The sequence below is a fragment of the Streptomyces sp. NPDC060027 genome (assembly GCF_042737005.1).
Lineage (GTDB): Bacteria > Actinomycetota > Actinomycetes > Streptomycetales > Streptomycetaceae > Streptomyces.
In genome coordinates this window covers 1-22,518 of sequence record NZ_JBHWVI010000029.1, presented here as the reverse complement: position 1 = coordinate 22,518, position 22,518 = coordinate 1, and the positions used below count along the sequence as shown (strand labels likewise).

23 protein-coding genes are annotated in these 22,518 nt (G+C 70.0%); 15 read left to right on the top strand and 8 right to left on the bottom strand.

The features are described from left to right. Nucleotides 1-81 precede the first annotated feature (81 nt). The 3 genes from ACFWBT_RS10430 to ACFWBT_RS10420 all read left to right on the top strand — a co-directional run bounded on the left by ACFWBT_RS10430 (nucleotide 82) and on the right by ACFWBT_RS10420 (nucleotide 2,229). Nucleotides 82-657: an FABP family protein gene (locus ACFWBT_RS10430; protein WP_266760167.1), complete on the top strand. Its 576-nt coding sequence runs from the start codon at nucleotides 82-84 to the stop codon at nucleotides 655-657. Between the two features lie 55 nt (nucleotides 658-712). Further along, nucleotides 713-1,138, top strand: a complete 426-nt coding sequence (locus ACFWBT_RS10425) for a Fur family transcriptional regulator (protein WP_266760165.1) — start codon at nucleotides 713-715, stop codon at nucleotides 1,136-1,138. A 125-nt stretch (nucleotides 1,139-1,263) separates the two neighbouring features. Further along, nucleotides 1,264-2,229 carry a YgfZ/GcvT domain-containing protein gene (locus tag ACFWBT_RS10420; protein WP_385697981.1) on the top strand — a complete coding sequence of 322 codons (966 nt, stop codon included), beginning with the start codon at nucleotides 1,264-1,266 and terminating at the stop codon, nucleotides 2,227-2,229. Between the two features lie 59 nt (nucleotides 2,230-2,288). On the opposite strand, the gene dtd is transcribed toward ACFWBT_RS10420, so the two are convergent. Beyond that, nucleotides 2,289-2,714 carry a D-aminoacyl-tRNA deacylase gene (gene dtd / locus ACFWBT_RS10415; protein ID WP_355759840.1) on the bottom strand — a complete coding sequence of 142 codons (426 nt, stop codon included), beginning with the start codon at nucleotides 2,712-2,714 and terminating at the stop codon, nucleotides 2,289-2,291. Between the two features lie 195 nt (nucleotides 2,715-2,909). Between dtd and ACFWBT_RS10410 the strand changes: the two genes are divergently transcribed. The 3 genes from ACFWBT_RS10410 to ACFWBT_RS10400 all read left to right on the top strand — a co-directional run bounded on the left by ACFWBT_RS10410 (nucleotide 2,910) and on the right by ACFWBT_RS10400 (nucleotide 6,194). Further along, nucleotides 2,910-3,566 (top strand): AmfC protein, encoded by a 657-nt coding sequence (locus ACFWBT_RS10410; RefSeq protein WP_385697979.1) that lies wholly within the window; start codon nucleotides 2,910-2,912, stop codon nucleotides 3,564-3,566. 144 nt (nucleotides 3,567-3,710) lie between these two features. After that, nucleotides 3,711-4,868, top strand: a complete 1,158-nt coding sequence (locus ACFWBT_RS10405) for an asparaginase (RefSeq protein WP_385697977.1) — start codon at nucleotides 3,711-3,713, stop codon at nucleotides 4,866-4,868. 57 nt (nucleotides 4,869-4,925) lie between these two features. Continuing rightward, entirely contained in the window at nucleotides 4,926-6,194 is a 1,269-nt protein-coding gene (locus ACFWBT_RS10400) for a GNAT family N-acetyltransferase (RefSeq protein WP_385697975.1), read from the top strand. Between the two features lie 169 nt (nucleotides 6,195-6,363). On the opposite strand, the gene ACFWBT_RS10395 is transcribed toward ACFWBT_RS10400, so the two are convergent. Next, the gene (locus tag ACFWBT_RS10395) at nucleotides 6,364-6,549 is read right to left on the bottom strand and encodes a hypothetical protein (RefSeq protein WP_385697973.1); all 186 of its coding nucleotides are present in this window, start codon (nucleotides 6,547-6,549) and stop codon (nucleotides 6,364-6,366) included. Nucleotides 6,550-6,763: 214 nt separating this feature from the next. Between ACFWBT_RS10395 and ACFWBT_RS10390 the strand changes: the two genes are divergently transcribed. Then, nucleotides 6,764-7,687, top strand: a complete 924-nt coding sequence (locus tag ACFWBT_RS10390; RefSeq protein ID WP_385698037.1) for a winged helix-turn-helix domain-containing protein — start codon at nucleotides 6,764-6,766, stop codon at nucleotides 7,685-7,687. 27 nt (nucleotides 7,688-7,714) lie between these two features. Here the strand turns inward: ACFWBT_RS10390 and ACFWBT_RS10385 are convergent, their stop codons facing one another. Continuing rightward, nucleotides 7,715-7,903: a hypothetical protein gene (locus ACFWBT_RS10385; protein WP_385697972.1), complete on the bottom strand. Its 189-nt coding sequence runs from the start codon at nucleotides 7,901-7,903 to the stop codon at nucleotides 7,715-7,717. A gap of 175 nt (nucleotides 7,904-8,078) precedes the next feature. Here ACFWBT_RS10385 and ACFWBT_RS10380 point away from each other — a divergent pair, with 175 nt between their 5' ends. Both ACFWBT_RS10380 and ACFWBT_RS10375 read left to right on the top strand, forming a co-directional pair. Continuing rightward, a complete protein-coding gene (locus ACFWBT_RS10380; RefSeq protein WP_385697970.1) occupies nucleotides 8,079-8,960 on the top strand; it encodes a GntR family transcriptional regulator in 882 nt (293 codons plus the stop codon). Then, entirely contained in the window at nucleotides 8,909-9,706 is a 798-nt protein-coding gene (locus tag ACFWBT_RS10375) for an HAD family hydrolase (protein ID WP_385697969.1), read from the top strand. The genes ACFWBT_RS10380 and ACFWBT_RS10375 overlap by 52 nt, the downstream gene beginning before the upstream one ends. Here ACFWBT_RS10375 and ACFWBT_RS10370 read toward each other — a convergent pair. Then, nucleotides 9,690-9,887 (bottom strand): hypothetical protein, encoded by a 198-nt coding sequence (locus tag ACFWBT_RS10370; RefSeq protein ID WP_385697967.1) that lies wholly within the window; start codon nucleotides 9,885-9,887, stop codon nucleotides 9,690-9,692. The two genes, ACFWBT_RS10375 and ACFWBT_RS10370, sit on opposite strands and share 17 nt — an antisense overlap. A gap of 173 nt (nucleotides 9,888-10,060) precedes the next feature. Between ACFWBT_RS10370 and ACFWBT_RS10365 the strand changes: the two genes are divergently transcribed. The 4 genes from ACFWBT_RS10365 to ACFWBT_RS10350 all read left to right on the top strand — a co-directional run bounded on the left by ACFWBT_RS10365 (nucleotide 10,061) and on the right by ACFWBT_RS10350 (nucleotide 16,476). Further along, entirely contained in the window at nucleotides 10,061-10,921 is an 861-nt protein-coding gene (locus ACFWBT_RS10365; protein WP_385697965.1) for a winged helix-turn-helix domain-containing protein, read from the top strand. A 141-nt stretch (nucleotides 10,922-11,062) separates the two neighbouring features. After that, nucleotides 11,063-13,405 (top strand): phosphotransferase family protein, encoded by a 2,343-nt coding sequence (locus tag ACFWBT_RS10360; protein ID WP_385697964.1) that lies wholly within the window; start codon nucleotides 11,063-11,065, stop codon nucleotides 13,403-13,405. A gap of 112 nt (nucleotides 13,406-13,517) precedes the next feature. Then, nucleotides 13,518-14,147: a TetR/AcrR family transcriptional regulator gene (locus ACFWBT_RS10355; RefSeq protein ID WP_385697963.1), complete on the top strand. Its 630-nt coding sequence runs from the start codon at nucleotides 13,518-13,520 to the stop codon at nucleotides 14,145-14,147. 91 nt (nucleotides 14,148-14,238) lie between these two features. Further along, nucleotides 14,239-16,476, top strand: a complete 2,238-nt coding sequence (locus ACFWBT_RS10350) for a HelD family protein (RefSeq protein WP_385697962.1) — start codon at nucleotides 14,239-14,241, stop codon at nucleotides 16,474-16,476. Nucleotides 16,477-16,592: 116 nt separating this feature from the next. On the opposite strand, the gene ACFWBT_RS10345 is transcribed toward ACFWBT_RS10350, so the two are convergent. The 3 genes from ACFWBT_RS10345 to ACFWBT_RS10335 all read right to left on the bottom strand — a co-directional run bounded on the left by ACFWBT_RS10345 (nucleotide 16,593) and on the right by ACFWBT_RS10335 (nucleotide 19,424). Beyond that, nucleotides 16,593-17,264: an SDR family NAD(P)-dependent oxidoreductase gene (locus ACFWBT_RS10345; protein WP_385697960.1), complete on the bottom strand. Its 672-nt coding sequence runs from the start codon at nucleotides 17,262-17,264 to the stop codon at nucleotides 16,593-16,595. Next, nucleotides 17,261-18,112: a nitroreductase/quinone reductase family protein gene (locus ACFWBT_RS10340; protein ID WP_385697958.1), complete on the bottom strand. Its 852-nt coding sequence runs from the start codon at nucleotides 18,110-18,112 to the stop codon at nucleotides 17,261-17,263. Before ACFWBT_RS10340 ends, ACFWBT_RS10345 begins: the two co-directional genes overlap by 4 nt. A gap of 424 nt (nucleotides 18,113-18,536) precedes the next feature. Beyond that, a complete protein-coding gene (locus ACFWBT_RS10335; protein WP_385697956.1) occupies nucleotides 18,537-19,424 on the bottom strand; it encodes a sigma-70 family RNA polymerase sigma factor in 888 nt (295 codons plus the stop codon). A gap of 106 nt (nucleotides 19,425-19,530) precedes the next feature. On the opposite strand from ACFWBT_RS10335, the gene ACFWBT_RS10330 reads away from it, so the two are divergent. Continuing rightward, the gene (locus tag ACFWBT_RS10330) at nucleotides 19,531-20,382 is read left to right on the top strand and encodes an SDR family oxidoreductase (RefSeq protein WP_385697955.1); all 852 of its coding nucleotides are present in this window, start codon (nucleotides 19,531-19,533) and stop codon (nucleotides 20,380-20,382) included. Between the two features lie 54 nt (nucleotides 20,383-20,436). Here the strand turns inward: ACFWBT_RS10330 and ACFWBT_RS10325 are convergent, their stop codons facing one another. Beyond that, nucleotides 20,437-21,105: a class I SAM-dependent DNA methyltransferase gene (locus ACFWBT_RS10325; RefSeq protein ID WP_385697954.1), complete on the bottom strand. Its 669-nt coding sequence runs from the start codon at nucleotides 21,103-21,105 to the stop codon at nucleotides 20,437-20,439. A 959-nt stretch (nucleotides 21,106-22,064) separates the two neighbouring features. On the opposite strand from ACFWBT_RS10325, the gene ACFWBT_RS10320 reads away from it, so the two are divergent. Then, nucleotides 22,065-22,490 (top strand): hypothetical protein, encoded by a 426-nt coding sequence (locus ACFWBT_RS10320; protein WP_385697953.1) that lies wholly within the window; start codon nucleotides 22,065-22,067, stop codon nucleotides 22,488-22,490. Nucleotides 22,491-22,518: the final 28 nt, after the last annotated feature.

Below are 22,518 nucleotides of genomic sequence, written 5' to 3'. Positions count from 1 at the left end.
GCGTGCTCGCCTTCGCCGGACTGGCCGTGAAGAAGCTGTACCAGGGCCAGCGCTGACCCCCATCAAGGAACTGCTCAGCTCATGATCGAAATCCCGTCGGACCTCCACAAGGACCTGGTCCCCCTTGTCTTCCTGCTCGGCGACTGGGCCGGAGTCGGTGTCCACGACTTCCCCGGCTCCGAGAAGTGCAACTTCGGGCAGGAGGTCAGCTTCACCCATGACGGGCGGGACTTCCTGGAGTACCGCTCGCACAGCTGGGTGCTCGACGCGGACGGCGAGAAGGTCCGGCCGCTGGAGTCGGAGGCCGGTTTCTGGCGCATCGACTCCGACCGCAAGGTCGAGGTCGTGATGACCCGCGACGACGGCGTCGTCGAGATCTGGTACGGCGAGCTGGCCGACAAGAAGCCGCAGATCGACCTGGTCACCGACGCCGTGGCCCGGACGGCCGCGGCCGGTCCCTACAGCGGCGGCAAGCGCCTCTACGGCTATGTGAACAGCGACCTCATGTGGGTCGGCGAGAAGCAGACCCCCGAGGTCGAGCTGCGCCCCTACATGTCCGGACACCTGAAGAAGGTCGTCACCCCGGAAGACGTCGAGCGCTGGGCCAAGGCCCTGCCCGACGACATGCCGGACGACGGGATCGCCTTCTTCAAGTAGGCCGCCGTGTAGTTCATCAGGTCGGCAAGGACGGGAATGGTCCTAGACTTCCAGTGTGGTGAGCACCGACTGGAAGAGCGACCTCAGGCAGCGCGGCTACCGGCTGACGCCGCAGCGCCAGCTTGTCCTCGAAGCAGTGGACACCCTGGAGCACGCGACCCCCGACGACATCCTCGTGGAAGTGAGGAAGACGGCGTCGGGGGTCAACATTTCCACCGTGTACCGGACCCTGGAGCTCCTGGAGGAGCTCGGGCTGGTCAGCCATGCCCATCTGGGGCACGGCGCGCCGACCTACCACCTGGCCGACCGGCACCACCACATCCACCTAGTCTGCCGCGACTGCACGAACGTCATCGAGGCCGACGTCTCGGTCGCCGCCGAGTTCACCGCGAAGCTCCGGGACACCTTCGGCTTCGAGACGGACATGAAGCACTTCGCCATCTTCGGCCGCTGCAAGGACTGCGCGGCCCGGAAGAAGTGATCGTGAAGAGGCGATCGTGAAGGCGCGATCGTGGAGAAACGGTCGGATCGGGTCGGATCGGGTGATCATGTGTTCGTCGTCCCAGAAATAAAATCGGCGACCCCGCGGTCGTAGTGTGTATGTCCATGAAGAGCTCCCTCCTGTCCCTGCCCGGCGCCGTTCCCGCCGAGGGCGTGGACGAAGGCGTCGCCGCCCACTACGGCGACCTGTTCCGTGAGCAGCGCGCCCTTGCCGACGGCATCGGCTTCGTGGACCTCTCGCACCGCGGAGTCGTCACCGTCACCGGCGACGACCGGCTGGTCTGGCTGCACCTGCTGCTCACCCAGCACGTCACCGACCTCCCGGCGGGCCGCGCCACCGAGGCACTGATCCTCTCCGCGAACGGCCACATCGAGCACGCGCTGTACCTCGTGGACGACGGCACGACGGTGTGGATGCACACGGAACCCGACACCCAGGAGGCGCTGATCGCCTACCTGGAGTCGATGAAGTTCTTCTACCGCGTCGAAGTCGCCGACCGCACCGCCGACTTCGCGGTCGTCGAGCTCCCGGCCGGTTCGATCGCCGAGGTCCCCGAGGGCGTCGTCGTCCGCGAGACGCCGTACGGCCGTGATCTCTTCCTCCCGCGCGCGGACCTGGACGCGTACGCCGCCAAGGCCGGCCCCGCGGCCGGACTTCTCGCCCACGAGGCCCTGCGCGTCGAGCAGCACCGGCCCCGCCTCGGCTTCGAGACCGACCACCGCACCATCCCGCACGAACTGGGCTGGATCGGCACCGCGGTGCACCTCCAGAAGGGCTGCTACCGCGGCCAGGAGACGGTCGCCCGCGTCCAGAACCTGGGCAAGCCCCCGCGCCGGCTGGTCTTCCTCCACCTCGACGGCAGCGAGGTCCATCTGCCCCCGCACGGGACCGAGCTGCGCCTCGCGTCCGAGGACCCCGACGGCCGCAAGATCGGCTTCATCACGACGTCCGTACGCCATCACGAACTGGGCCCGATCGCCCTGGCCCTCGTGAAGCGCAACGTGCCGCTGGACGCCGCCCTGATGGCGGACTCGACGGCGGCGGCACAGGAGGTCGTGGTCGAGCCGTAGGGCTCACATCTCCGGGAGGGACCACGTCGCCTCGGGAGGGCTCACGTCCTCGGGAGGGCTCACATCTCCAGGAGGACGGTGAACGGGCCGTCGTTCGTCAGTGAGACCCGCATCTGGGCGCCGAAGCGGCCCGTGGCCACCGTGGCACCCAGAGCGCGGAGTTGGGCGACGACCTCGTCGACGAGGGGCTCGGCCACATCGCCGGGGGCGGCGGCGTTCCAGGTGGGGCGGCGGCCCTTGCGGGCGTCGCCGTACAGCGTGAACTGGCTGATGACGAGCAGCGGCGCGTCGATGTCGGAGCAGGACCGCTCGTCGGCCAGCATCCGAACGGACCAGAGTTTGCGAGCGAGTTGGGCCGCCTTCTCCTTGGTGTCCTCGTGCGTGACCCCGACCAGGACACACAGTCCCTCGCCGCTGATCTCGCCGACCGTCTCGCCGTCCACGACGACGCTCGCGCCGTCCACCCTCTGCACCACCGCACGCATGCGGACCATGATGCCGTGTCACAACGGTGTCACGCGCTGCGGGCCCTTCGCGTGATTTCCAGGGGTAACCAACCCCCCATCTGGGGCCGATCGGGGGCACTCGGTCACATAGCGACCATCGGGGGTGGCACCATGCGGGGTGTTGCGGTGCACCCGCTGGGTGGACCGCGCCGGTCGAGGGGACGGTAGAAACACATGGGCACATCGAGGGCCGGGCAGCAGCCCGGGGCCGTGTCATTGACCCGCACGAGTGAACGGGCGGGGAGGATGACGGCCCGGCCGCCGGTGCAGCGCACCGACGGCAGCCCGCGGGCTGCCGGCCCGACCCGGCCCGACATCGCCGCGCTCCGGCTGCCCGAACTGCGGACGCTGCGCCGCGACGCCCAGCGGGACGAGGCCGACCTCAGCTATGTCCGGCGGCTGCTCCAGGGGCGTATCGACATCCTGCGCGCGGAGCTCGCGCGCCGCGGGGAGCGGCGGGTGCCCGGCGCGGTCTCCGGGCCCCGGTCGCCGGTGGACGGCGGGAAGCCGTCCGTCGTCGAGCGGCTCTCCGAGATCCTGACGGACGCGCCGGCCCGGTACCGGTCCTCGGCCCGCCATGTGACGGTGGGCACGCCGCACGGCGAGGAGTACCGGGCACTGGCCGCCGACATGCTCGCCGAGGTGGAGCTGTCGGACCTGGACGCCCGGACGGACGAGGAGCTGGTCGCGGGACTGGGACGCCTCGTCCGCTATGAGCAGCAGGTCTCCCGGCAGCGCCAGCAGCTTCAGCGCACGGCCGACGACTGCAGCGCCGAGATCGCCCGCAGGTACCGTGAAGGCGAAGCACAAGTAGACGACCTGCTCATGTGACGTGGCGGCCCCGGCGATCCCGGGGCCGAGGGCGCGCCGGAATCCACGAGGCGCGCGCCCGCTCCACGCGGGTGGGGGCTCGGTCCGGGACACGACCCGGCCGACGCCTTCCGAGCGGGTCCCCGTTCCGGAAGGCCACCGCCGATGTCCGTCACTCCCAGCACGCCCGAGGGTTCCCCCGCTCCCGACCACACCTCCGGCATACCCGATACCTCCGGCATACCCGTCACGCCGAGTGCGCCCGGCACGACGGGCGGCACGGTGGGGACGGGAACGCCCCCCGCACCCGGCACGCCCGCCGCACCCGGCACGCCCGCCGCACCCGGTACTCACGCTGTACCCGGCACGCCAGCCGCACCCGGCGGGCTCCCGGTCCTCGCCGAGGTCGTGCGGTCCGGTTTCGTCGAGGGCCGCCATCGCGGCAGCCTGGTCGTGCTCGCCGCCGACGGGACGGTCGAGCTGGCGCTCGGCGACGTGACGGCGCCGGTCTTCCCCCGCTCGTCGAACAAGCCCATGCAGGCCGCGGGCGTCCTGCGCGCGGGCCTGGACCTGGCCGGGGAGCGCCTCGCCCTCGCCGCCGCGAGCCACTCCGGGGAGATCTTCCACCGCGACCTGGTCCAGAAGATGCTCGTCGAGCACGGACTGCTCGCCGAGCAGCTCCAGTGCCCGCCGGACCTGCCGCTGGACCCCGTCGAGGCCGAGACCTACCTCGCCTCCGGTGCCGTCCGCGACCGGGTCACCATGAACTGCTCCGGCAAGCACACGGCGATGCTCGCGGTGTGCGCGCTGCGCGGCTGGCCCACCGAGTCGTACCTCGATCCCGGGCACCCCCTCCAGCAGCTGATCCACTCCGTGGTCGAGGAGGCCGCCGGGGAGCGGGTCGCCGCGGTCGGCACGGACGGGTGCGGGGCGCCCCTGATGGCCATCACCCTCACCGGCCTCGCCCGCGCCTTCCGCTCCTTCGTCCTCGCGGGCCCCGGCTCCGCCGAACGCCGCGTCGCCGACGCCATGCGCACCCACCCCGAGTACGTGGCAGGCACCCGGCGTCCCGACACCTGGCTGATGCGCGAGGTCCCGGGCGCCCTCTCCAAGATGGGCGCCGAGGCCGTCCAAGCGGTCGCCCTCCCCGACGGCCGCGCCCTCGCCTTCAAGATCGACGACGGTGGGGGCCGGGCACTGGGCCCCGTCCTGGCCCGCGCGCTGGGCCTGCTGGGCGTGGAAGCACCGGTGGTGACCAGGATCGGCAGCGCACCTCTGCTGGGCGGCGGCCGCGAGGTGGGGGAGATCCGGGCGGCGTTCTGAGGAGGACGCGCGGAAATCCCCGCGACACCCCCGTCGGCGTACACCTAGCGTGGCCCCATGACCCCGCACGACGCCATCGACCCGATCGACGTACGACCGATCACCACCGCCGACATCCCCGACTGGCTGCGCGCCCTGAAAACGGGGTTCCTGCGGACGCCGACCGTGTCGGAGCAGGAGGCCGAGGCGCGGGCGTCGGGGCTCCTCCTGCCGAGGACGCTGGGCGCGTTCGACGGCGACCGCTGTGTCGCGACCTTCAGGTCGTTCCCGCAGGAGCTCACCGCGGTCGGCGGAGCGGCCGTCCCCGCGGACGCGATCTCGAACGTGACCGTCTCGCCCACGCACCGCCGCCGGGGCCTCCTCACCCGCATGATGGCGGCCGACCTGGCGGCGGCGAAGGAGCGGGGCGATGTCGTCGCGACGCTCATCGCCGCCGAGTACCCGATCTACGGCCGCTACGGCTTCGGCCCCGTCACCACCAACGCCGAGTGGACCATCGACGTGCCGCGCACCGGTCTGGACCCCCGCTGGGCGGGCCCGGCCGACGGCGGCCGTATCGACCTGGTGGACGCCGAGGACGTCCGCAAGACGGGGCCCGACCTGCACGAACGGTTCCGGCGCGGCCGGCCCGGCGCGGTCAGCCGCGACGACCGCTGGTGGCAGGTCAACACCGGCCTGCTGAACCTCGGCGACGACCCCTGGAAGGAGCCGTTCTACGCCGCGTACCGATCGGCGTCCGGCGAGGTCGAGGGCCTGGTCTCCTACGAGTCGGACGACAACTGGGGCGACACCAGCCAACCCCAGAACACGGCCGAGGTGAACTGGCTGCTCGCGGTGACACCGCCGGCCGAGCGCGCCCTGTGGCGGTACCTCTGCTCGATCGACTGGATCGCCCGGGTCAAGACCGGCCGACGCGCCCCCGACGACCTGCTGCCGCATTTCCTGCCGGACCCGCGCGCCGCCCGCATCACCACCCAGTCGGACTGGCTCTGGGTGCGGATCCTGGACGTCGTACGGGCTCTGGAGGCACGGACGTACGGGGCTGCCGGGACGCTCGTGCTGGAGGTGACGGACGGGATCGGGTTGGCCGGCGGCCGCTATCGGCTCCAGGCCGGCCCGGACGGTACGGCGACCTGCTCATCCACCGGCGAGGAGGCCCAACTCACCCTGTCTGTGGCGGACTTGGCGACGTTGTGGCTCGGTGACGAGTCCGCGGTACGGCTGGTGGCACTGGGCCGGGTCCGGGAACGGCAAGAGGGCGCCGCCTCCGTTGCCGACGCCCTGCTGCGGACGTCCAGGCGACCGTGGTGCCCGGACATCTTCTGAACTGCTGCTGCCGGTCGGGTGGTTCTCCTTCCACGCGGGTGCCGAGTTCTGATCCGTAGCGATTCAGTTGTGGTGGTGCGGGTTGGTGCGGTGGTGCGGACCGACCGGGCTCCCGGCTCCCCTCCGGAGGGGAGCCCGGTCGGCCGGACTGGCGGACGGTGGCGTCCGGTCAGCCGGACTGGGCGAGCAGCATCACGAGGATCACGGCCCCGATGCCGCTGATCATGGTGTTCTTGGCCTTGAGCCCGACGGACAGCGCGACGAACGCGATGATGCCCATCGGCCCGTACTCCCACTGGATGAGTTGCTCGAATCCGATGGCAAGGGCGGCGACGGCGAGGGCGACGAGCGGCATGACGGTCCCTCCTTCGGGACGGGGAGGCGGACCCCCGCTGAGGACCGTCCGCCGACCACCTGCCGTGCAGGCGGGGCTTCGGCGGCCAACCCTCCGGAAGTTTGACCATGTTGTGCAAGTTGGTTACCAACTCATTCTTAGTTATCTCCGTGTTGGGGGGGCTCATAACCACCTATCCAGCAACTGCCCAAAGATGGCGGGAAGTTGTAGGGTTCTGGTTGTGGAGCCGGAGCATGCCGCCGTCAACGGGCGGAACAGGTCACCACGGCCGCCGAGGTCACACCGCGAGGTGGCCGACGAGCTGCGCAGCCGGATCAGGTCCGGTCAGCTGCGGGCCGGCCAGCGCATGCCGACCCAGGCCCAGCTGGCCGACGAGTTCGGCGTCGAGCGCGGCGCGGTGCGTCAGGCGCTGCGCATCCTGCAGTCGGAGCACCTGCTCGTCAATGTGTCCAAGGGGAGCCCGGCGACGGTCGCGGACCATCCGGAAGGGGCTCTGACCGGGCCCGCGGCCGCACCTCTGCCCACGACGGTGGCACTCGGCCCGCGCATAGCGGCCGCCTTCGCCGCTCCTCGTGTGGCGATAGACGCCCTCTGCCTCACATCGATCTCGCTGACCCTCGCCATGAGCGAGCCCCTGCGGCAGATTCACGCCGGGCGGATAAAACCAGCCAGAGTGAATGTCCGGGTGCTGCTCCCGAGCAGTGACATCGACCTCGCCTTCCCGGCGCCGGTCGACGCGGGCTCCGACGGCCGGCTCCAGCGCGGCTGGCTGGCCAACCGCAACGCCCAGGGACAGGTGCTGCGGCACAACCTGCTGGCGCTGAGGGCCACGCACGGCATCGACGTGAACATCACGTTCCGCGCGCTGCCGTTCACCCCACCCGTGAAGTTGTACCTGCTCAACGACGCCGAGGCCCTCTTCGCGTACTACACGCTCGCCCGGCGTGAGGAGGAGATCGACCATGAACATCTGCAGATGTACGACGTGCAGGGCACCCGGTCCATGCTCTTCCGCTTCGTTCAGGGCGCGGGTGTTGAGGGCGCGGGGCTGCGGGACACGACGTTCGTGGAGCAGTCCCACCTGTGGTTCAACGCACTGTGGGAGACCATCAGCTCGGAGCTGCTGCTCACGAGCTGAGGCCTCCTGGATGCGGAACTTCTCGGCTCACAGGGCGGGTCCGGCGACCATCAGGGCGAGAACGACCGCCCCGATGGAGCTGCACGTGGGGCTCTTGGCCTTGATTCCGATGGTGAGCAGCAGCAGTCCGACGATACCCATCGGACCGTACTGCCACTGGACGAGCTGCTCGAAGCCGACGACGAAGACGGCGGCGAGGAGGGCGATGGCGGGCATGGTGGTTCCTCCTTCAGGGAAAGGAGGCCGGCGGGAGACCGGCCGCGAGGGGGAGGCAAAACTTCCGCCAACTTGGCCAAGTTGGTTACCAACTATGCTTAAGTTGTCCCCACTTGGCTACTGGTCATAAACAACTTTCAAACAACTCCCTCTGGATGGGTGGGAGTTGTAGCGTTTGGTCGTGACTCGGGAGAACGTGGCAGTGAACGGCAGCAGAAGACTCTCGCCCCAGCAGATCGCCGACACCCTTCGGGATCGCATCCGTGCCGGCGAGCTGAAGGCAGGCGACCGCCTGCCCACCCAGGCAGAGTTGGCGGACGAGTTCGGTGTCGAGCGCGGGGCCGTCCGCCAGGCACTGCGCGCGCTCCAGGAGGACGGCCTCCTCAGCAACGTCAGCAAGGGCAGCCCGCCGCGGATCGCGGATGTCGCTCCCGTGCGGGAAGGGCCCCAGCCGACCATGGTCGGGCTGGCGCCACGGCTGGCGGACGCCTTCTCGGTGCCTCATGTCCGCGTCGACGCGGCCTGCCTCACGGCGGAGACCCTGATGCTCGGGTTGAGTGAACCGGTCCGCCTGATCCACGAGGGCCGCATCCGCCCCGAGTCGATCGACGTTCGGATCCTGCTGCCCAGCCGGGAGATCAACCTGGCGTTCCCCATCTCCGTCGACGGCCGCGGCGACGACGACCCGGTCCACAGGCGCTGGCTGGAGCAGCGCAACGCCCAAGGGCACGTCCTGCGCCACAACCTCCAGATCCTGCGCTCGTCCCACGGCATCGACGTCCGGGTGACCTTCCGGGCGCTGCCGTTCACGCCACCGGTGAAGCTGTACCTGCTCAACGAGTCGGAAGCGCTGATCGCGTACTACATGATCACCAGGCGGCGCGAGGAAACCGTGAACAGCGAGGTCCTGGACATGTTCGACGCCCTCGGCTCCGAGTCCCTCCTCTTCTCCTTCGAGGCGCGGGCCGGCCGGCGGGACGCAGCTTTCGTGCAGGAATCGCAGAAGTGGTTCGATGCCCTCTGGGAAACCATCACGACGGACCTGACACTCTCCTAGTGACTTCTGATGCGGCGCAGCAAACTGGTTCGGTGACGGAAGAGACCGAACCCCTCCGGAAAATGATCAAGAGTGCGCGGTTCGTGCTCTTCGACTTCGACGGGCCGATCTGCCGGCTCTTCGCCGGGCATTCGGCGGAGCTGATCGCGCTGGAACTGGTGAAGTGGCTGGAAGGGCACGGGCTGAAGGGTCTGCTGAGCGAGCAGGAACAACGCGCGCTGGACCCGCACATCCCCATGCACGCGGTCGACAGGCGCCACCCCAACAGCGACCTGGTGGCCGAGCTGGAGGAGTTCCTCACCGGGCAGGAGTTGAAGGCGGTTCCGTCCGCGCGGCCCACCCCGTACGCCGACCCCCTCATCAGGACGTGGACCGCCGTGGGTGCCCGACTCGCCATCACGACGAACAACTCGGCCCGCGCGGCATCGAGTTACCTCGAAACCCGCGGCCTCGGTCAGTGCTTCGCACCCCACATCTACGGTCGTACACAGGAACTCCAGCGCATGAAGCCGGATCCGTACTACCTCCATCAGGCTCTGAACGCGATGGGAGCCACCCCTTCGCTCTCGCTGATGCTCGGTGACACCCCTTCGGACTTCGAGGCGGCGCAGAAGGCGGGCGTACCGTTCGTGGGCTACGCGCGTAACGAGAGGAAGCTCAACGCGCTGCTGGACGCCGACGTCAAGCCCGAGCACATCGTCAGCTCCCTGGAGCCCCTGCTGGAGCACCTCAGAGCGGCTGCCTGACAGCGGTCAGCAGCACGACCAGAAGGGCCGCCGCCGCCCAACAGGCCAGGGGTATGTGGCGCACCCGTACGCCCACGGCGACCAGGGCGAGAAGAGCCAGCCCCAGCAGCCCCAGCCGCTGTTGGATCTGCTGATTCACGCAGAATTGGATCGCTGTGCCCACCAGTTGCCAGAACAGCATCGTGTTCCCTCCCCCTGTCATCACCGCATGGCGGTCAACTGCCAGTCCAATTGGGCCGGTTGACGTAAATTGGGTATTCCCTGGCGGTGAGATCCTTTAACTGGCAGTCCAGTTGGCCGGTCTGCTTGACCAGAAGTGGTTTGCTCATCGGCCGGAAGAGGTACCGTCGCCATGTGAGCGAGCAGCGGATCGTTGGCAAAGGGGCCGGGTGGGTCTATAGCACCCTGCGGTCCCGTATCGCCGACGGGACATACGGACTGCATACGTCACTGCCTTCGCAGCGGGAGCTGACCCTTGAGCTCGGAGTCGCCCGGGACACGGTACAGCGGGCCCTGAAGAGCTTGATCCAGGACGGTCTGATCGAGTCCCGGCAGGGCAGTGGATCGCGTGTGATCAAGAGGCCGGATCCTGGTTCGGCGGCGAGTGAGGCGCCGCCGGGTCAAGCCAGGACGCTGGGCTGGTTCTTCGGTCGCGCGTTCGAGCAATCGGAAGTCGTTCTCGATGTCTTCACGCTCACGTCCGAATCGATCGACGCGCACATACGGCTGCAGGTGGAACGGATAGTGAACAGGGAGATCTCGCCGCAGCGGATCGCCCTGCGCGTGCTGCTGCCCTCCGAGGACGTCTCTCTTCCGTATCCGCGTAGCAAGGAGGACCCGCGGGACCACCGTCTGCGGGACCGGCTTCACGAGATCACCCGTCGGCACATCGCCTCGCTGTGTGCCACCTTCCAGGATCTGGGGGCGGAGGGACTCGTGCCGACGCTCGAAGAGCCGAGGATTCGGCACGTGCCGCTGACGCCCACCTTCAAGGTCTATCTGCTCAACCGCTCCGAGATGTTCCAGGCGCCGTATCGGGTGATCGAGCGGCGTATCGCGCTTCAATCCGGCGAGCATGTCGACGCCCTCGATGTCATGGGGATCAACGCCCGCTATACGCACACGGTGGGCGGTCACTCGGACGGGCCGGAAGCCGCCTCCGTCGACAGCTGGCAATCCTGGTACGACTCCCTCTGGGACAACCTCGCGGAGTGACTCCGGTCGGCGGAATCCATCGAACAGCTCCACCACCGAGTGCTGTGTACCTCATTGAGACCAAGGATTGCTGGACTCCGCTCGTGAGCCGTACCCGCGAGCATTAAGGTGGCGCTCACCTTCCACCTCCAGGAGCGGCCAGTGGGCGCACCTCCTGCTCCGGGGCTCGTTTCCCGGGAGCGACGTGTTGCCAATGAGGCCTACGACGCGTTCGTACGGCTGGCGAAGCAGGCCGGGGTGATGAGCGGTGGCCATCACAACCGGAACTATGTATTGCCGTTGACCGAGGCCATGGCTCCTCATGTGGGCCTTGAGGCCGGCTCTCCCGTGACGGTGCGGATCCGTAGACCTGAGGCCCTGTCGGTCGTGGTCAGGACCTGGCCGAACGAATCCGAGATCCTGGATGCCGTCAGCGGGGTGCTGCCCCGGGTGCCGGTGTGTCTCGCCAGGCGTGAGGGATCCGCCGTTCACCGCCATGTGGAAGGTGCCCTGCTCTCCGCCGTGTGTCCTGGCGGCAAGCCGGTCGACCAGCTCCTCGTCAGCGCCCTGGCGGACCTGCTGGCGCGCATGTCGCAGGTGCGCAGGGAGGCGTTGCCGCCGCTTCCCTCCGACTGGCCGCGCAACGACAAGGACGGCCAGGGATTTCTCCGTACGCTGGCCGGTCTCGCGGACCGTCAGATCCGTCAGCCCAATTGGGCTGTCTACGGCGGGTTGTTCGCGGCCCTGGGTGTGCCCGAGGATGCTTTGGTCCGATTCGCCGAACGCGTGCCCGCCATGGCCCGGCGTCCGTACAGCCTGCTGCACGCGGACCTTCATCGCGACAATGTGGTGGTGACGCACGACGGTTCCCCGCCGCTGATCTGCGTCGACTGGGAACTCGCGTCCTACGGCGACCCTCTGCACGACCTCGCCACACACCTGGTCCGGATGCGGTACCCGGAGTTCCAGTGGGACGACGTGACGCACGCCTGGGCGAAGGCCATGCAGTCGGCCAGGCCCGCGGCGACCGGCGGCCTGGCCCGGGATCTGCGTCACTACGTCGACTTCGAGCGGGCGCAGTCGGTGTTCCCGGACGTGATTCGGGCCGCGAAGTCGGTGGAGGGTCCGTCCGGCCAGGAGGCGCTGACCGAGGCGGCGGCCTTCGCGCACGCGGCTCTGGTCGCGGCGGCCGGGCCGCTCCGGCTCGGCAGAGTCCCCGGCGAACTCGACGTCGAGCGGGTTCTCGCCAGATGGCAGGCCTCCCGGCAGGCACGCGCGGGCCGGTCAGCCATCTCGTGGAAGCCGGACAGGCGGCTTCCCGTGGGTCCCGGCTTCCCGTCGGCGGCCGTCGCGGAGGCTCTGACCGTCGAGGGTGAGGCACCCACCGGCCGGGTGTTCAAGGGCACCGCGCACCTCAACACGGCGGCGATCGTGCAGGTCGGCGGCGACTGCCACGTCGTGGTACGTCGCAAGACGGCATCGGCGAGCCGTCGTGAGCCCTGCTTCCTCAGCGAGCACGCCGTCCTGCGAGCCATCGAACGGTCCGGGGTCGCCGTGTCGGCTCCGCGGGTGCTCGCGCTGGGGGAGAGTCCTCCTGGGGACCTGTTCGCCATCCACACCTATGAGGGTCCGCTCGACGGCGGCCGGCCGCCCAGCCATCCGGTGCACGGCCTTCTGCCTCACGAGGCGGACGGCCTGGTGGCGCAGCTCGCCGCGCTGACGGACGTGGATTTCTCGGAACTGGACCCCACAGCGGGGGAAGCGGAATTCTTCGGCTGGCTGAGGGATCAACTGGTCCGACTGGTGGGTGAGTTGCCCAAGGAGTCGCAGCAGGTGGCGCGGGCGTTGGGCCTGCCGGACGCCCCTCGGCTGGCGGAGATCCTGTCCCGGTACCGGGTGACACCACGAAAATCGACTCTGCTGCACGGTGACCTGAATCCCTGGAACCTCGTGCGCCGGCCCGACCGGTTCGCCCTCACCGTCATCGACTGGGAGATGGCGATGATCGGCGATCCTCTCTATGACCTCGTCCGGCACATGCACCTGACACCCACACGATCCGAAATCCGGGCCCGCCTGTTCAGGCGCTGGGAGAGCGAACTGCCCGGCACGCACACCAAGGACTGGCAGCAGGACTGGCGCGTCTACCGCTGGATCGAGATCGTCCGTTCGGCCTATGTGGACCTCGACCGCCTGGTCACCGGGGAGAGTCTGGACGCCCCCAACGTGCGCAGGGCGATCGATTCCTACGCGATGACCCTCAAGGCCGCCACGGCCTCGCTCGGGCTCCCCGCCCGCCGGTGGTCGGGGTCCGAGGTCTGGGCGCACGGCGGACTTCGTTTCGCGGGCACCGCCAAGCGCACGTCCGAGCCGGCCCCCAGGCCCTCGGTGCGGCCTTTCCCGTCGGCCCCCGCGCTTCCGTGGCGGGACGCGCGCACCTCACTGGTTCCGGCGGAGACGCTGCGCGGATCGTCGGCCGCAGCCGTCCGGCCGCGGCTTCGGTGAGGGCGCCGGAGGCGAGGCGGCGCGGGTCGGCGGGGCCGCACCGGATGTCGGCTGCGTCGGCCGAGGTCCGGGCCGGACTTCGGCGGCCCCGGTGGTGCGTACGCTCGGGAGCATGAGCGAGACCGGACTGCGTGAACGCAAGAAGCAACGGATGTACCAGGCGGTCTCCGACACCGCCATCGGTCTCTTCCTCGAGAAGGGGTTCGACGCCGTGTCCGTCGCCGAGGTCGCGGCCGCCGCCGAGATCTCCAAGCCGACGCTCTTCCGGTACTTCCCGTCCAAGGAGGACCTGGTCCTGCACCGGTTCGCGGACCACGAGACGGAGGCCGCGCGGGTCGTCGAGGAAGGGCGGGCGGCCGGGAGGTCCGCGATCGACGCGCTCCGCGAGCACTTCCTCGACGGGCTGCGGTGCGACGATCCCGTCACCGGGCTCAGCGAACATCCCGCCGTCCTCGCGTTCCAGCGGCTGCTGTACGGGACGCCGTCGCTGGTGGCGCGGCTGTACGGGTATCTGGAGCGGTCCGAGGCCGCGCTCGCCGAGGCCCTGGCCGAGCCGCTGGGCGACACGCTCGACGCACGGCTCGCCGCCGGACAGATCACCGCCGTGCGCCGCGTCCTCGCCGAGGAGAACGTGCGGCGGATCACGGAGGGGGAGCGCGCGGCGGACGTGCGGCGCGACGCCGTGGCGGCGGCCGAGCGGGCCTTCGCGCAGTTGGCGGCGGGGTTTCCGGCGCTTGCCTGACGGGTGGGGGAGGCAGGTGTCCGCGACCCCGACCCGATCTGCCCGGGTAAATAATGTTACTCGGTAACATTATTCCGCTACCCTGGATGGAATGACGCCCGACCCCTTCCGGAGGCATGCCCCGGAACCGCCGCTCGCCCGCTTCCTCTCCCGGGAGCGCGCCTTCCACGACACCTGCCGCGCCGCTCTCGCCGCGATGGTCGACGGCGCCGAGGAGCAAGTCGTCACCGGTGAGGACGTCTCCGCCTCCGGCGCCGACGCCGAGGTGCTCGGGTATGTGCTGCGCAGCCAGGCGAAGGAGTTGCGGGAGCTGCCCCAAGGGCCCCTGTTCTTCGGCCGGTTGGACTTCGAGGACGTGCGTGCGGCGGCCGGCGACCATGCCGGGCAGAGCTATCACATCGGGCGGCTGCGGATCAGGGAGCACCCCGCCGCCCCGCCCCTCGTCGTCGACTGGCGCGCCCCCGTCTCGCGCGCCTTCTACCAGGCGAGCGTCCGCGACCCCCAGGGCGTGGCCGTCCGCCGCCGCTTCGGCTGGGCCCCCGGCAGCCGGGGTGACTCTGGCGACCTCACGGGCCTGGAGGACGAGCACATCGGGGCGGAGCGGACGGGGGTGGACCGGACGGACCGGACGGGGGCGGAGCAGACCGGGCCCCCCGGCGCCGAGGGGCGGAGCATCGACGGCGAGGGTGGGAGCTGGGGCGACGGCGAGGAGTGTGGGCGCGGCGGCGGGGCTTCCGGGGGTTCGGTCGGCTACGGCGGTTCGGATGCCTACGGTGGTTCGGCTGCCTACAGTGGTTCGATCCTCGCCGGGGAGATCGAGCGCCCCCGTGTCGGACCGATGCGTGACATCGCCGCCACCATCCAGCCCGAGCAGGACGATCTGGTACGAGGTGATCTCGCGGCCTCGGTCTGTGTGCAGGGCGCCCCGGGCACCGGCAAGACGGCCGTCGGCCTGCACCGGGCCGCCTACCTCCTCTACACGCACCCGCAGCGCATCCGCCGCGGTGGCCTGCTGATCCTCGGCCCCAACCGGACGTTCCTGTCGTACATCGCGGAGGTGCTGCCCGCTCTCGGGGAGACGGGGGTACGGCAGTCGACGATCGCGGAGGAGATCGCCGGCCACCCGGTGACCGGCGAGGACGACGAGCGTGCCATGGTCGTCAAGCACGACGCCCGGATGGCGGAGGTGCTGCGCCGGGCGCTGTACGGGCACATCGGCGCACCGGCCGAACCCGTCGCCGTGCCGGACGGGACGTACCGCTGGCGCGTCCCCGTCGGCGTGCTGCGCCGCATCGTGGACGACGTACGCGCGGAGGAACCGCCGTACGCCGTCGGACGGGAGCGGGTACGGACCCGGGTCGTGCGGTACGTGCGGGAGCGGGCCGAGCTGCGGGCCGGGCCGCAGACGAACGCCTGGGCGCAGCGGATCTCGCGGGCCAGGCCGGTCGGCGCGTACGTCGACGCGGTGTGGCCCCGGGTGCGTCCCGAGGAACTGCTCACCCGGCTCCTGGCCGACGCGGACGCGCTGGAGCGCACGGCCGAGGGGATTCTCGACGCCGACGAGCGGAAGGCGGTCCTGTGGGCGAAGCCGCCGCGTTCGTGGAAGTCGGCGCGCTGGTCGGCCGCCGATCTCGTCCTCCTCGACGAGATCGCCGGGCTCATCGAACACCCCGAGGGATACGGCCACTTGGTGATCGACGAAGCGCAGGATCTGTCGCCGATGGAGTGCCGGGCGATCGCGCGGCGGGCCTCTTTCGGTTCGCTGACCGTGCTCGGCGACCTGGCGCAGGGCACGACTCCCTGGGCGGCCCGGGAATGGGACGAAGTCCTGGTCCATCTCGGTAAACCGGACGCCGACGTCGTCCCCCTGACGACCGGATTCCGGGTGCCCGAGGTCATCGTCGAACTCGCCAACCGGGTGCTGGAGCGCCTCGGAGTGGGCGTTCCTCCGGCGCGATCCCTCCGCAGGGACGGCGAGTTGACGATCCGGCCGACCTCCGACCCCTCGGCCGAGACCGTCGCGGCCGTGCGGCAGGCGCTCGAACACGAGGGGTCCATCGGCGTCATCACCGCCGACACGGATGTCGTACGGGTGCGGGAGGCGCTCGGCGCCGCGGGGATCGGCGCGGCCGGAGCCGATGAACCGGGCGCCCGGATCGCGGTGTTGCCCGCGAGCCTCGCCAAGGGGCTGGAGTACGACCATGTCGTGGCCGTGGAACCGGCCGCGATCGCGGAGGCGGAGTCCCGCGGGCTGCACCGGCTCTACGTGGTGCTGACCCGGGCGGTGTCACGCCTGGACGTGATCCACGCACGACCCCTGCCCTGGTGACCGCCGCTCTCGTGGCTCCCCGCCCTGGTGACCGCCGCTCTCGTGGCCCCCAGTCCTGGTGACCGCCGTCCCCGTGCCCCGGCCCTGGTGATCCCTGCCCTCGTGACCCCGGCGGTTCACCAGGACAGGGGGCGGCCGTCGCGGAAGAAGCCCCCGGTGGGGCCGTCGTCCGGAAGGGTGGCCGCCCAGACGACGCTCGCGGCCCCCTCCTCGACGGGTCGGCCGCCCGGCCCGCCCATGTCGGTCGCGACCCAGCCCGGACAGACCGCGTTCACCAGAATCCCGTCGGAACGCAGTTCGGCGGCGAACATCCTGGTCAGGGCGTTGAGAGCGACCTTCGACGCCGAGTAGGCCGGGGTTCCGCCGCTCATGCCGGCGAGGGACGCGGCCTCGCTGGAGACGTTCACGATCCGCGGGTGCTCGCTCGCGCGCAGCAGCGGGAGGAGCGCCTGGGTCAGCCGCCAGGGCCCGTACAGATTGGTCTCTGCCGCCTGGCGTACGACGTCCAGGTCGGCGGTCGTGGCGCGCTGCCAGGTGTCGTACGTGATCGCCGCGTTGTTGATCAGTACGTCGAGGGCGTCGATGGCCCGGGCCGCCGCGGCGATGTCCGCCTCGGAGGTGACATCGAGGCGGAGCGGGCGGACATCGGGCAGTCCGATGGCCCCGGCCGCGTCGGCGGCGGCCTCCGCGGACCGGGCCGTCAGATACACGGTGTGGCCCGCGTCGGCCAGCAGGCGGGCGACCTCGTGGCCGATACCGCGGTTGGCGCCGGTGACGAGCGCGATCACCGGGTCGCGCCGGCGGGGTCCAGGAGTGGGATCAACTGCTCTTCCTCATGCGTCAGATGGGCTTCGAGGTCGCTCGTGAGGCGGTCCACCTCGGAGAGTACGCGGCCGGGGTCCGCGTCCTCGGTGACGACCCGGCGCAGCTCGTCGAGGAGTTCGGCGATCCGTTCGTGCTCGTGACGCAGCCGGTCGAGGACGGGCGCCGCTTCGGGGCGGTGGCCGGCGAGCATCGGGAAGATGCCCAGCTCCTCGCCGGTGTGGTGGTTGTGCAGGCCCTGGCAGAGAGTGAGGCAGTTGACGCGGAGCTGGGCGCCGAGGGACGCCGTGCCCTGTTCCGTCACCTCCTTGCGGATCAGGGCGAGTTCGCGCCGGAAGGCGTCGTGGACGACCTTCAGCGCCTCGGCCATGGAGCCGGCGTTGATGTTCGGCGGACCGTCCTTGGGGAGCGCGCGCAGGGCGACGACGGGGATGACGCGGTCGGTCTTCGCCTGGTACTCCGCCCACCCCGGGTCGGCCTCCACCGCACGGGCGAAGACGCGGTCGCGCTCGGCGCGTTCGAGCACGACGGCCTCCGCCTCGTATCTGAAGACGCCGTCCTCGACGGTCACCCGCGGATGCGCGACGAGGTTGCGGAACCAGTCGGGATGCCGGGGCGCGCCACCGGCCGACGCGATGACGAGCACCCTCTCGCCGCCGTCGGGGTAGTAGCCGACGGGGGTCGTGTGCGGGGTCCCCGTCCGTGCCCCGAGGGTCGTCAGCAGAATCAGCCGCGCTCCCTCGAAATAGCCGCCGACGCGCCCGCCATTGGCGCGGAATTCCTCGATGACCTGCTCATTGAACGGGTTGGGCATTCTCTTCCTTTTCTGTTTTCGGGCAGGGTGAATTACCGCGGGGTGAATGCTGTCCGCGGTGTGTCAGGTGCTCGGTGGATGGCGCGAGCGCGTGCGCGGGCCCGTGTCCCGTACGAGGGGTACGCAGAGGAGAACGCCTACGGGCGTGGGGTCCGTACGGGCTCGCAGGGGGCGCACACCGGCAGCGCGCGCAGAAGGCGCACAGGGAAAGGCGTACGAGAAGAGAACTCGTACGAAGGAAGAGAACGGGGGGCGGCGCTCTGGCCCGCCCCGGCCTCACTCGGAGGCCGGGTACCCAATTCGCTCACGGCACAAGGCCGACCCGGCAGTCATGAACGTCACCGTAATGCCTCTCCGCTGCGCAAGGCAATACCGATTTCCGTGAGGACGGCCGAATCCGCGACGGTGACGGTGTTCCCGTGTTTCAGGCGTCGATGGCCGCGACTTCGATACGGCGCAGGTCGTCCGGTTCGGCGATGACCTTGATCTCGGTGATGAGGCCGTCGTCCGTGACGGCGAAGGTGAGGACGAGGCTGAGCCGGCCGAAGGGTGCCATGACGAGCCCGACCGTGCCGTCCAGAAGAGCGGGGCCGGTGAAGCGGGCACGGCCGGTGGCGGCCATCGCGCTCTCGGCGACCGTGGCCGCGCCGCCGACCACGACCGGTTCGGGGGTCGGGATGACGGACCGGTCGGCGTGCAGGACGACATCGGGATGCAGGAGGGCGACCAGTGCCTCGAAGTCTCCGCCGCGGGTGGCGGCCAGGAACGCGTCGACCACTCGACGCCGACGGGCCAGATCGGCCTCCGGCAGGGGAGAGGCGCCCTTCACGCGGCGACGGGCGCGGCTCGCGAGCTGTCGTACCGCCGCGGGAGACCGTTCGAGCAGCGGGCCGATCTCGTCGAACGGCACGGTGAACAGGTCGTGCAGCACGAAGGCGAGCCGCTCGGCCGGGGTGAGGGTGTCGAGGACGACCAGCAGCGCCACTCCGACCGAGTCGGCGAGCACCGCCTCCTCTTCGGGGTCACCGCCGCTCCCGGGACCGACGGGCCGGTCGGCGATCCGTGGGTCGAGCGGCTCCTCACGCCGGCGTTCCCGCGTACGGAGCAGGTTCAGACATACCCGCGCCACGATCGTGGTCAGCCAGCCGGCGAGGTTGCCGACGGCGTCGATGTCCGCCCGGGCGGCCCGCAGCCACGCTTCCTGGACGGCCTCATCGGCCTCGCTCACCGAGCCGAGCATCCGGTGGGCGACCGCCCGCAGATGCGGCCGCTGCTCCTCGAAAAGCTCGGCCGGCCACGCGCTCTCGGTCACCGTGTCACATTCCCCTCACCCGTGGTGTCAGTGAAGTAGAACATCGGAACCCGCTGACGGGGTCGGGGTTTTCGCACCCCAGGCCCCCACCACCTTGGGAGCAGCCATGACGACCAACTCGGTGAACCCGTCCGACCGGTCCACTCCGTCCACCCCGTCGACGATCCTGGTCACCGGCGGTACGGGCACTCTCGGAAGCCTCGTCGTCCCGCTGTTGCGCGAGGCCGGTCAGGACGTGCGCGTCCTGAGCCGGCACGGCCGGGGGACCGTCGACGGTGTCGCGCACGTGGCCGTCGACCTCCTCGATGGCGAGGGCATCGAGGCCGCTCTGACCGGCGTCGGAACCGTCCTGCATCTCGCGGGCGGTCCCAAGGGCGATGACCTCGCGACCCGCAACCTCGTGCGGGCCGCCCAGGGCGCGGACGTACGGCACTTCGTCTACATCTCCGTCATCGGCGCGGACCGTGTCCCGCTGGCCTGGCTCAGGTCCAAGCTGGACGCCGAGCGCGCGATCGCCGGGTCGGGGCTGCCGTGGACGACGCTGCGGGCGGCCCAGTTCAACGAGTTGGTCCTGAAGACGGTGGCCGCGATGGCGAAGCTGCCGGTGTTCCCGGCGCCGGGCGGCCTGCGGCTTCAGCCGGTCGACGCGCGCGATGTGGCGGCCCGCATCACGGAACTCACGCTCGGCAGCCCGTCCGGCCTGGTCCCCGACCTCGCCGGACCCGAGGTCTACACCCTCACCGAACTCGCCGACGGCTACGCCGGGGCCCGCGGCAAGCGGCGCCGTCCGACACTGCCGGTCCGGATCCCGGGCAAGGCGGGACGCGCGTACCGGGCGGGCGACAACCTCGCGCGGGCAGGGGCGCGGACAGGGAAGCGGACGTGGGAGGACTTCCTGGCGGAGCGGGTGGGCCAGGGGGCCCCGCTCGCGTCGGCGGGGGTCCGCGACGCGGGGTAGGGGCGCTCACGCTGTCCTGGCACGACACCTCGTGCCGGCTCCGGCGCCCGGTTCTCAGGCGGGGCGCTGGGCCATGACGACCAGCCCCGGCCCGCTCTGCTCGTCCGCGGGGAGCCGAAGTTCGGCGATCGGGCGCAGTCCGGCCCGCTCGATCAGGTCCACGAGCTGTTCCGGCCGCCATTTGTGCGTCGTCCAGCGAACGGGTACGCCTCCGTAGGCCTCGGTGCGTACCGCGTCCTCGTCGCCGACGTGCGTCGCGGTGATGAAGTGTCCGCCCGGCTTCAGAGCACGCGCGAACAGGGCGAGGACCTGAGGAAGGATGTCGCGAGGGAGGTTGAACAGCGACCACCATCCGAGTACGCCGCCGAGGGACGCTTCTCCGAGGCTGAGGTCGGTGGCGGAAGCGACGCTGAAGCGGCATTGCGGATGAAGGCGGCGCGCGTTTTCGATCATGCGGGGTGAGAGGTCGACTCCGGACACGTCGAGTCCGCGTTCGGCGAGGTAGGCGGTCACCGTTCCGGGCCCGCAGCCGACGTCGAGGACGGGCCCGAGCTCGCTCACCGTGTCAGCGAAAGCGTCGATCGACGCCTTGAGCCATGGATGCCTGCGGATGTCGCCGAACCCCGTCGTCACCACCATGTGGGCGTAGTTGTCGGCGACCCGGTCATAGGACTCACGGACCACGTCGAGATCGGCCGGGCGGTCAACAGGGCGTGCGCGCATCAGCCAACCATAGGACGACGGGTTCGCCGGGACAGAGGATTCGAACGACTCGGTCGAGCGGACGGACACAGCACCACTGGTCGCGACGGGAGGTCGCGACGGGAGGTTGTGACTGAGCATGGAAGTTGTCACCTGGCAGCTGCCCCGGCCTTGCACTCCGAGACGGCGTGAGCAGGATTGCTGTCACTGAATGTGCATCTTTCTTGTCACCCTGAGATTGTTTGCGGTCTTGTTGTCACCAGTACCGGAGATCGCCTACGCCGTACGCAGGGCTTCGCTTGTCTGAGGGAATGGCGGAGATTCAGGGATCCGGCAGCGTACACGCCGAGGCGGCCGACGGTGCGGGGTACAGGCCCTTGTGGTCGCATTCGTGCTGGTGGGAAGACCTGCTCGTCCCTGTCTCGCTCGATGCTGGGCGGGATGGGCTCGATCTGTCCGAGGGCTGGACGCGACAGTGGACGGCGACCTGGCGTCACGCCGGGGGCGAAGTGACCTGTCCGGTGGCCGAGCTGGCAGCGGCTCCGGTCACCAGGCTGGGGCCGCTGAGGGGCTTCACGTGGAGGAGGGATCAGCGCCATCGTCCCGGGCTGGAGTACATGGTCAGTACGGGGCGTCTGCACGGTTTCGAAAGCCTGGAAGAGGCCGGGCTATTGCTGGCTCTGGACTTCGCCGGCGATGTGACCGAAGTTCTCTCGCAGCCGTTGCGCCTGAAGTTCCGTACCGCTGCCAGTTGGCGCAAGCACACCCCGGTGGCTTTGTTCATGTTCAGCAGCAGCGTTTGGCTGCCGGTTTGGGCGTCAGTTGGTGATCACTGGGCCTCGGAATGTTCACGAGAGATAGTGTCAGCGCATGGACCAGCGCGGCCTGGACCGCTGGCTCTGGTGTCAGGGGGACATGTTGGCGCCCCGGAAAGACGTTCCCCGCCTGCCGTCTAGCCTCTCCTCTTGAGGGGTGGGATTATGGGAAAGCCGATCTTGGTTGAGTCCATCAGGTACTCCGCTGTGTGCCAGGGGTGCGGTGCCGAGGCGGAGTGGTGCGGTGTTCAGGCGCTGGTGGGCGAGGCACTGCGGTGGGATGTTGAGTCGACGTGTCCGGCCTGCGGGTTTGCCGTGGCTGTGTGTGGCGGTGACCTGCCGGAGGAACTGCGTGGCCGACTGCTCTCCGAGCACGGGCGGGCAAGGTTGCGGGTAGCCCCGCCGATGAGGAACGCCGCCATCATGCGGGTGCTGCGGGCGGAACTCGGCATCGGCTTGGACGGCGTCCGGGCCGTGCTGGAGCAGGTCTTGACCGGGCAGTACTCAGGGACCCTGCCCGAGATGGAGCTCCTGGCGCGGAAGTTGCGGGCATCAGGCATCGAAGCGGCCGCTTCACGGACGGTGGATTGAGTGTGCCTGCCGGGCGGAACGACTGGGT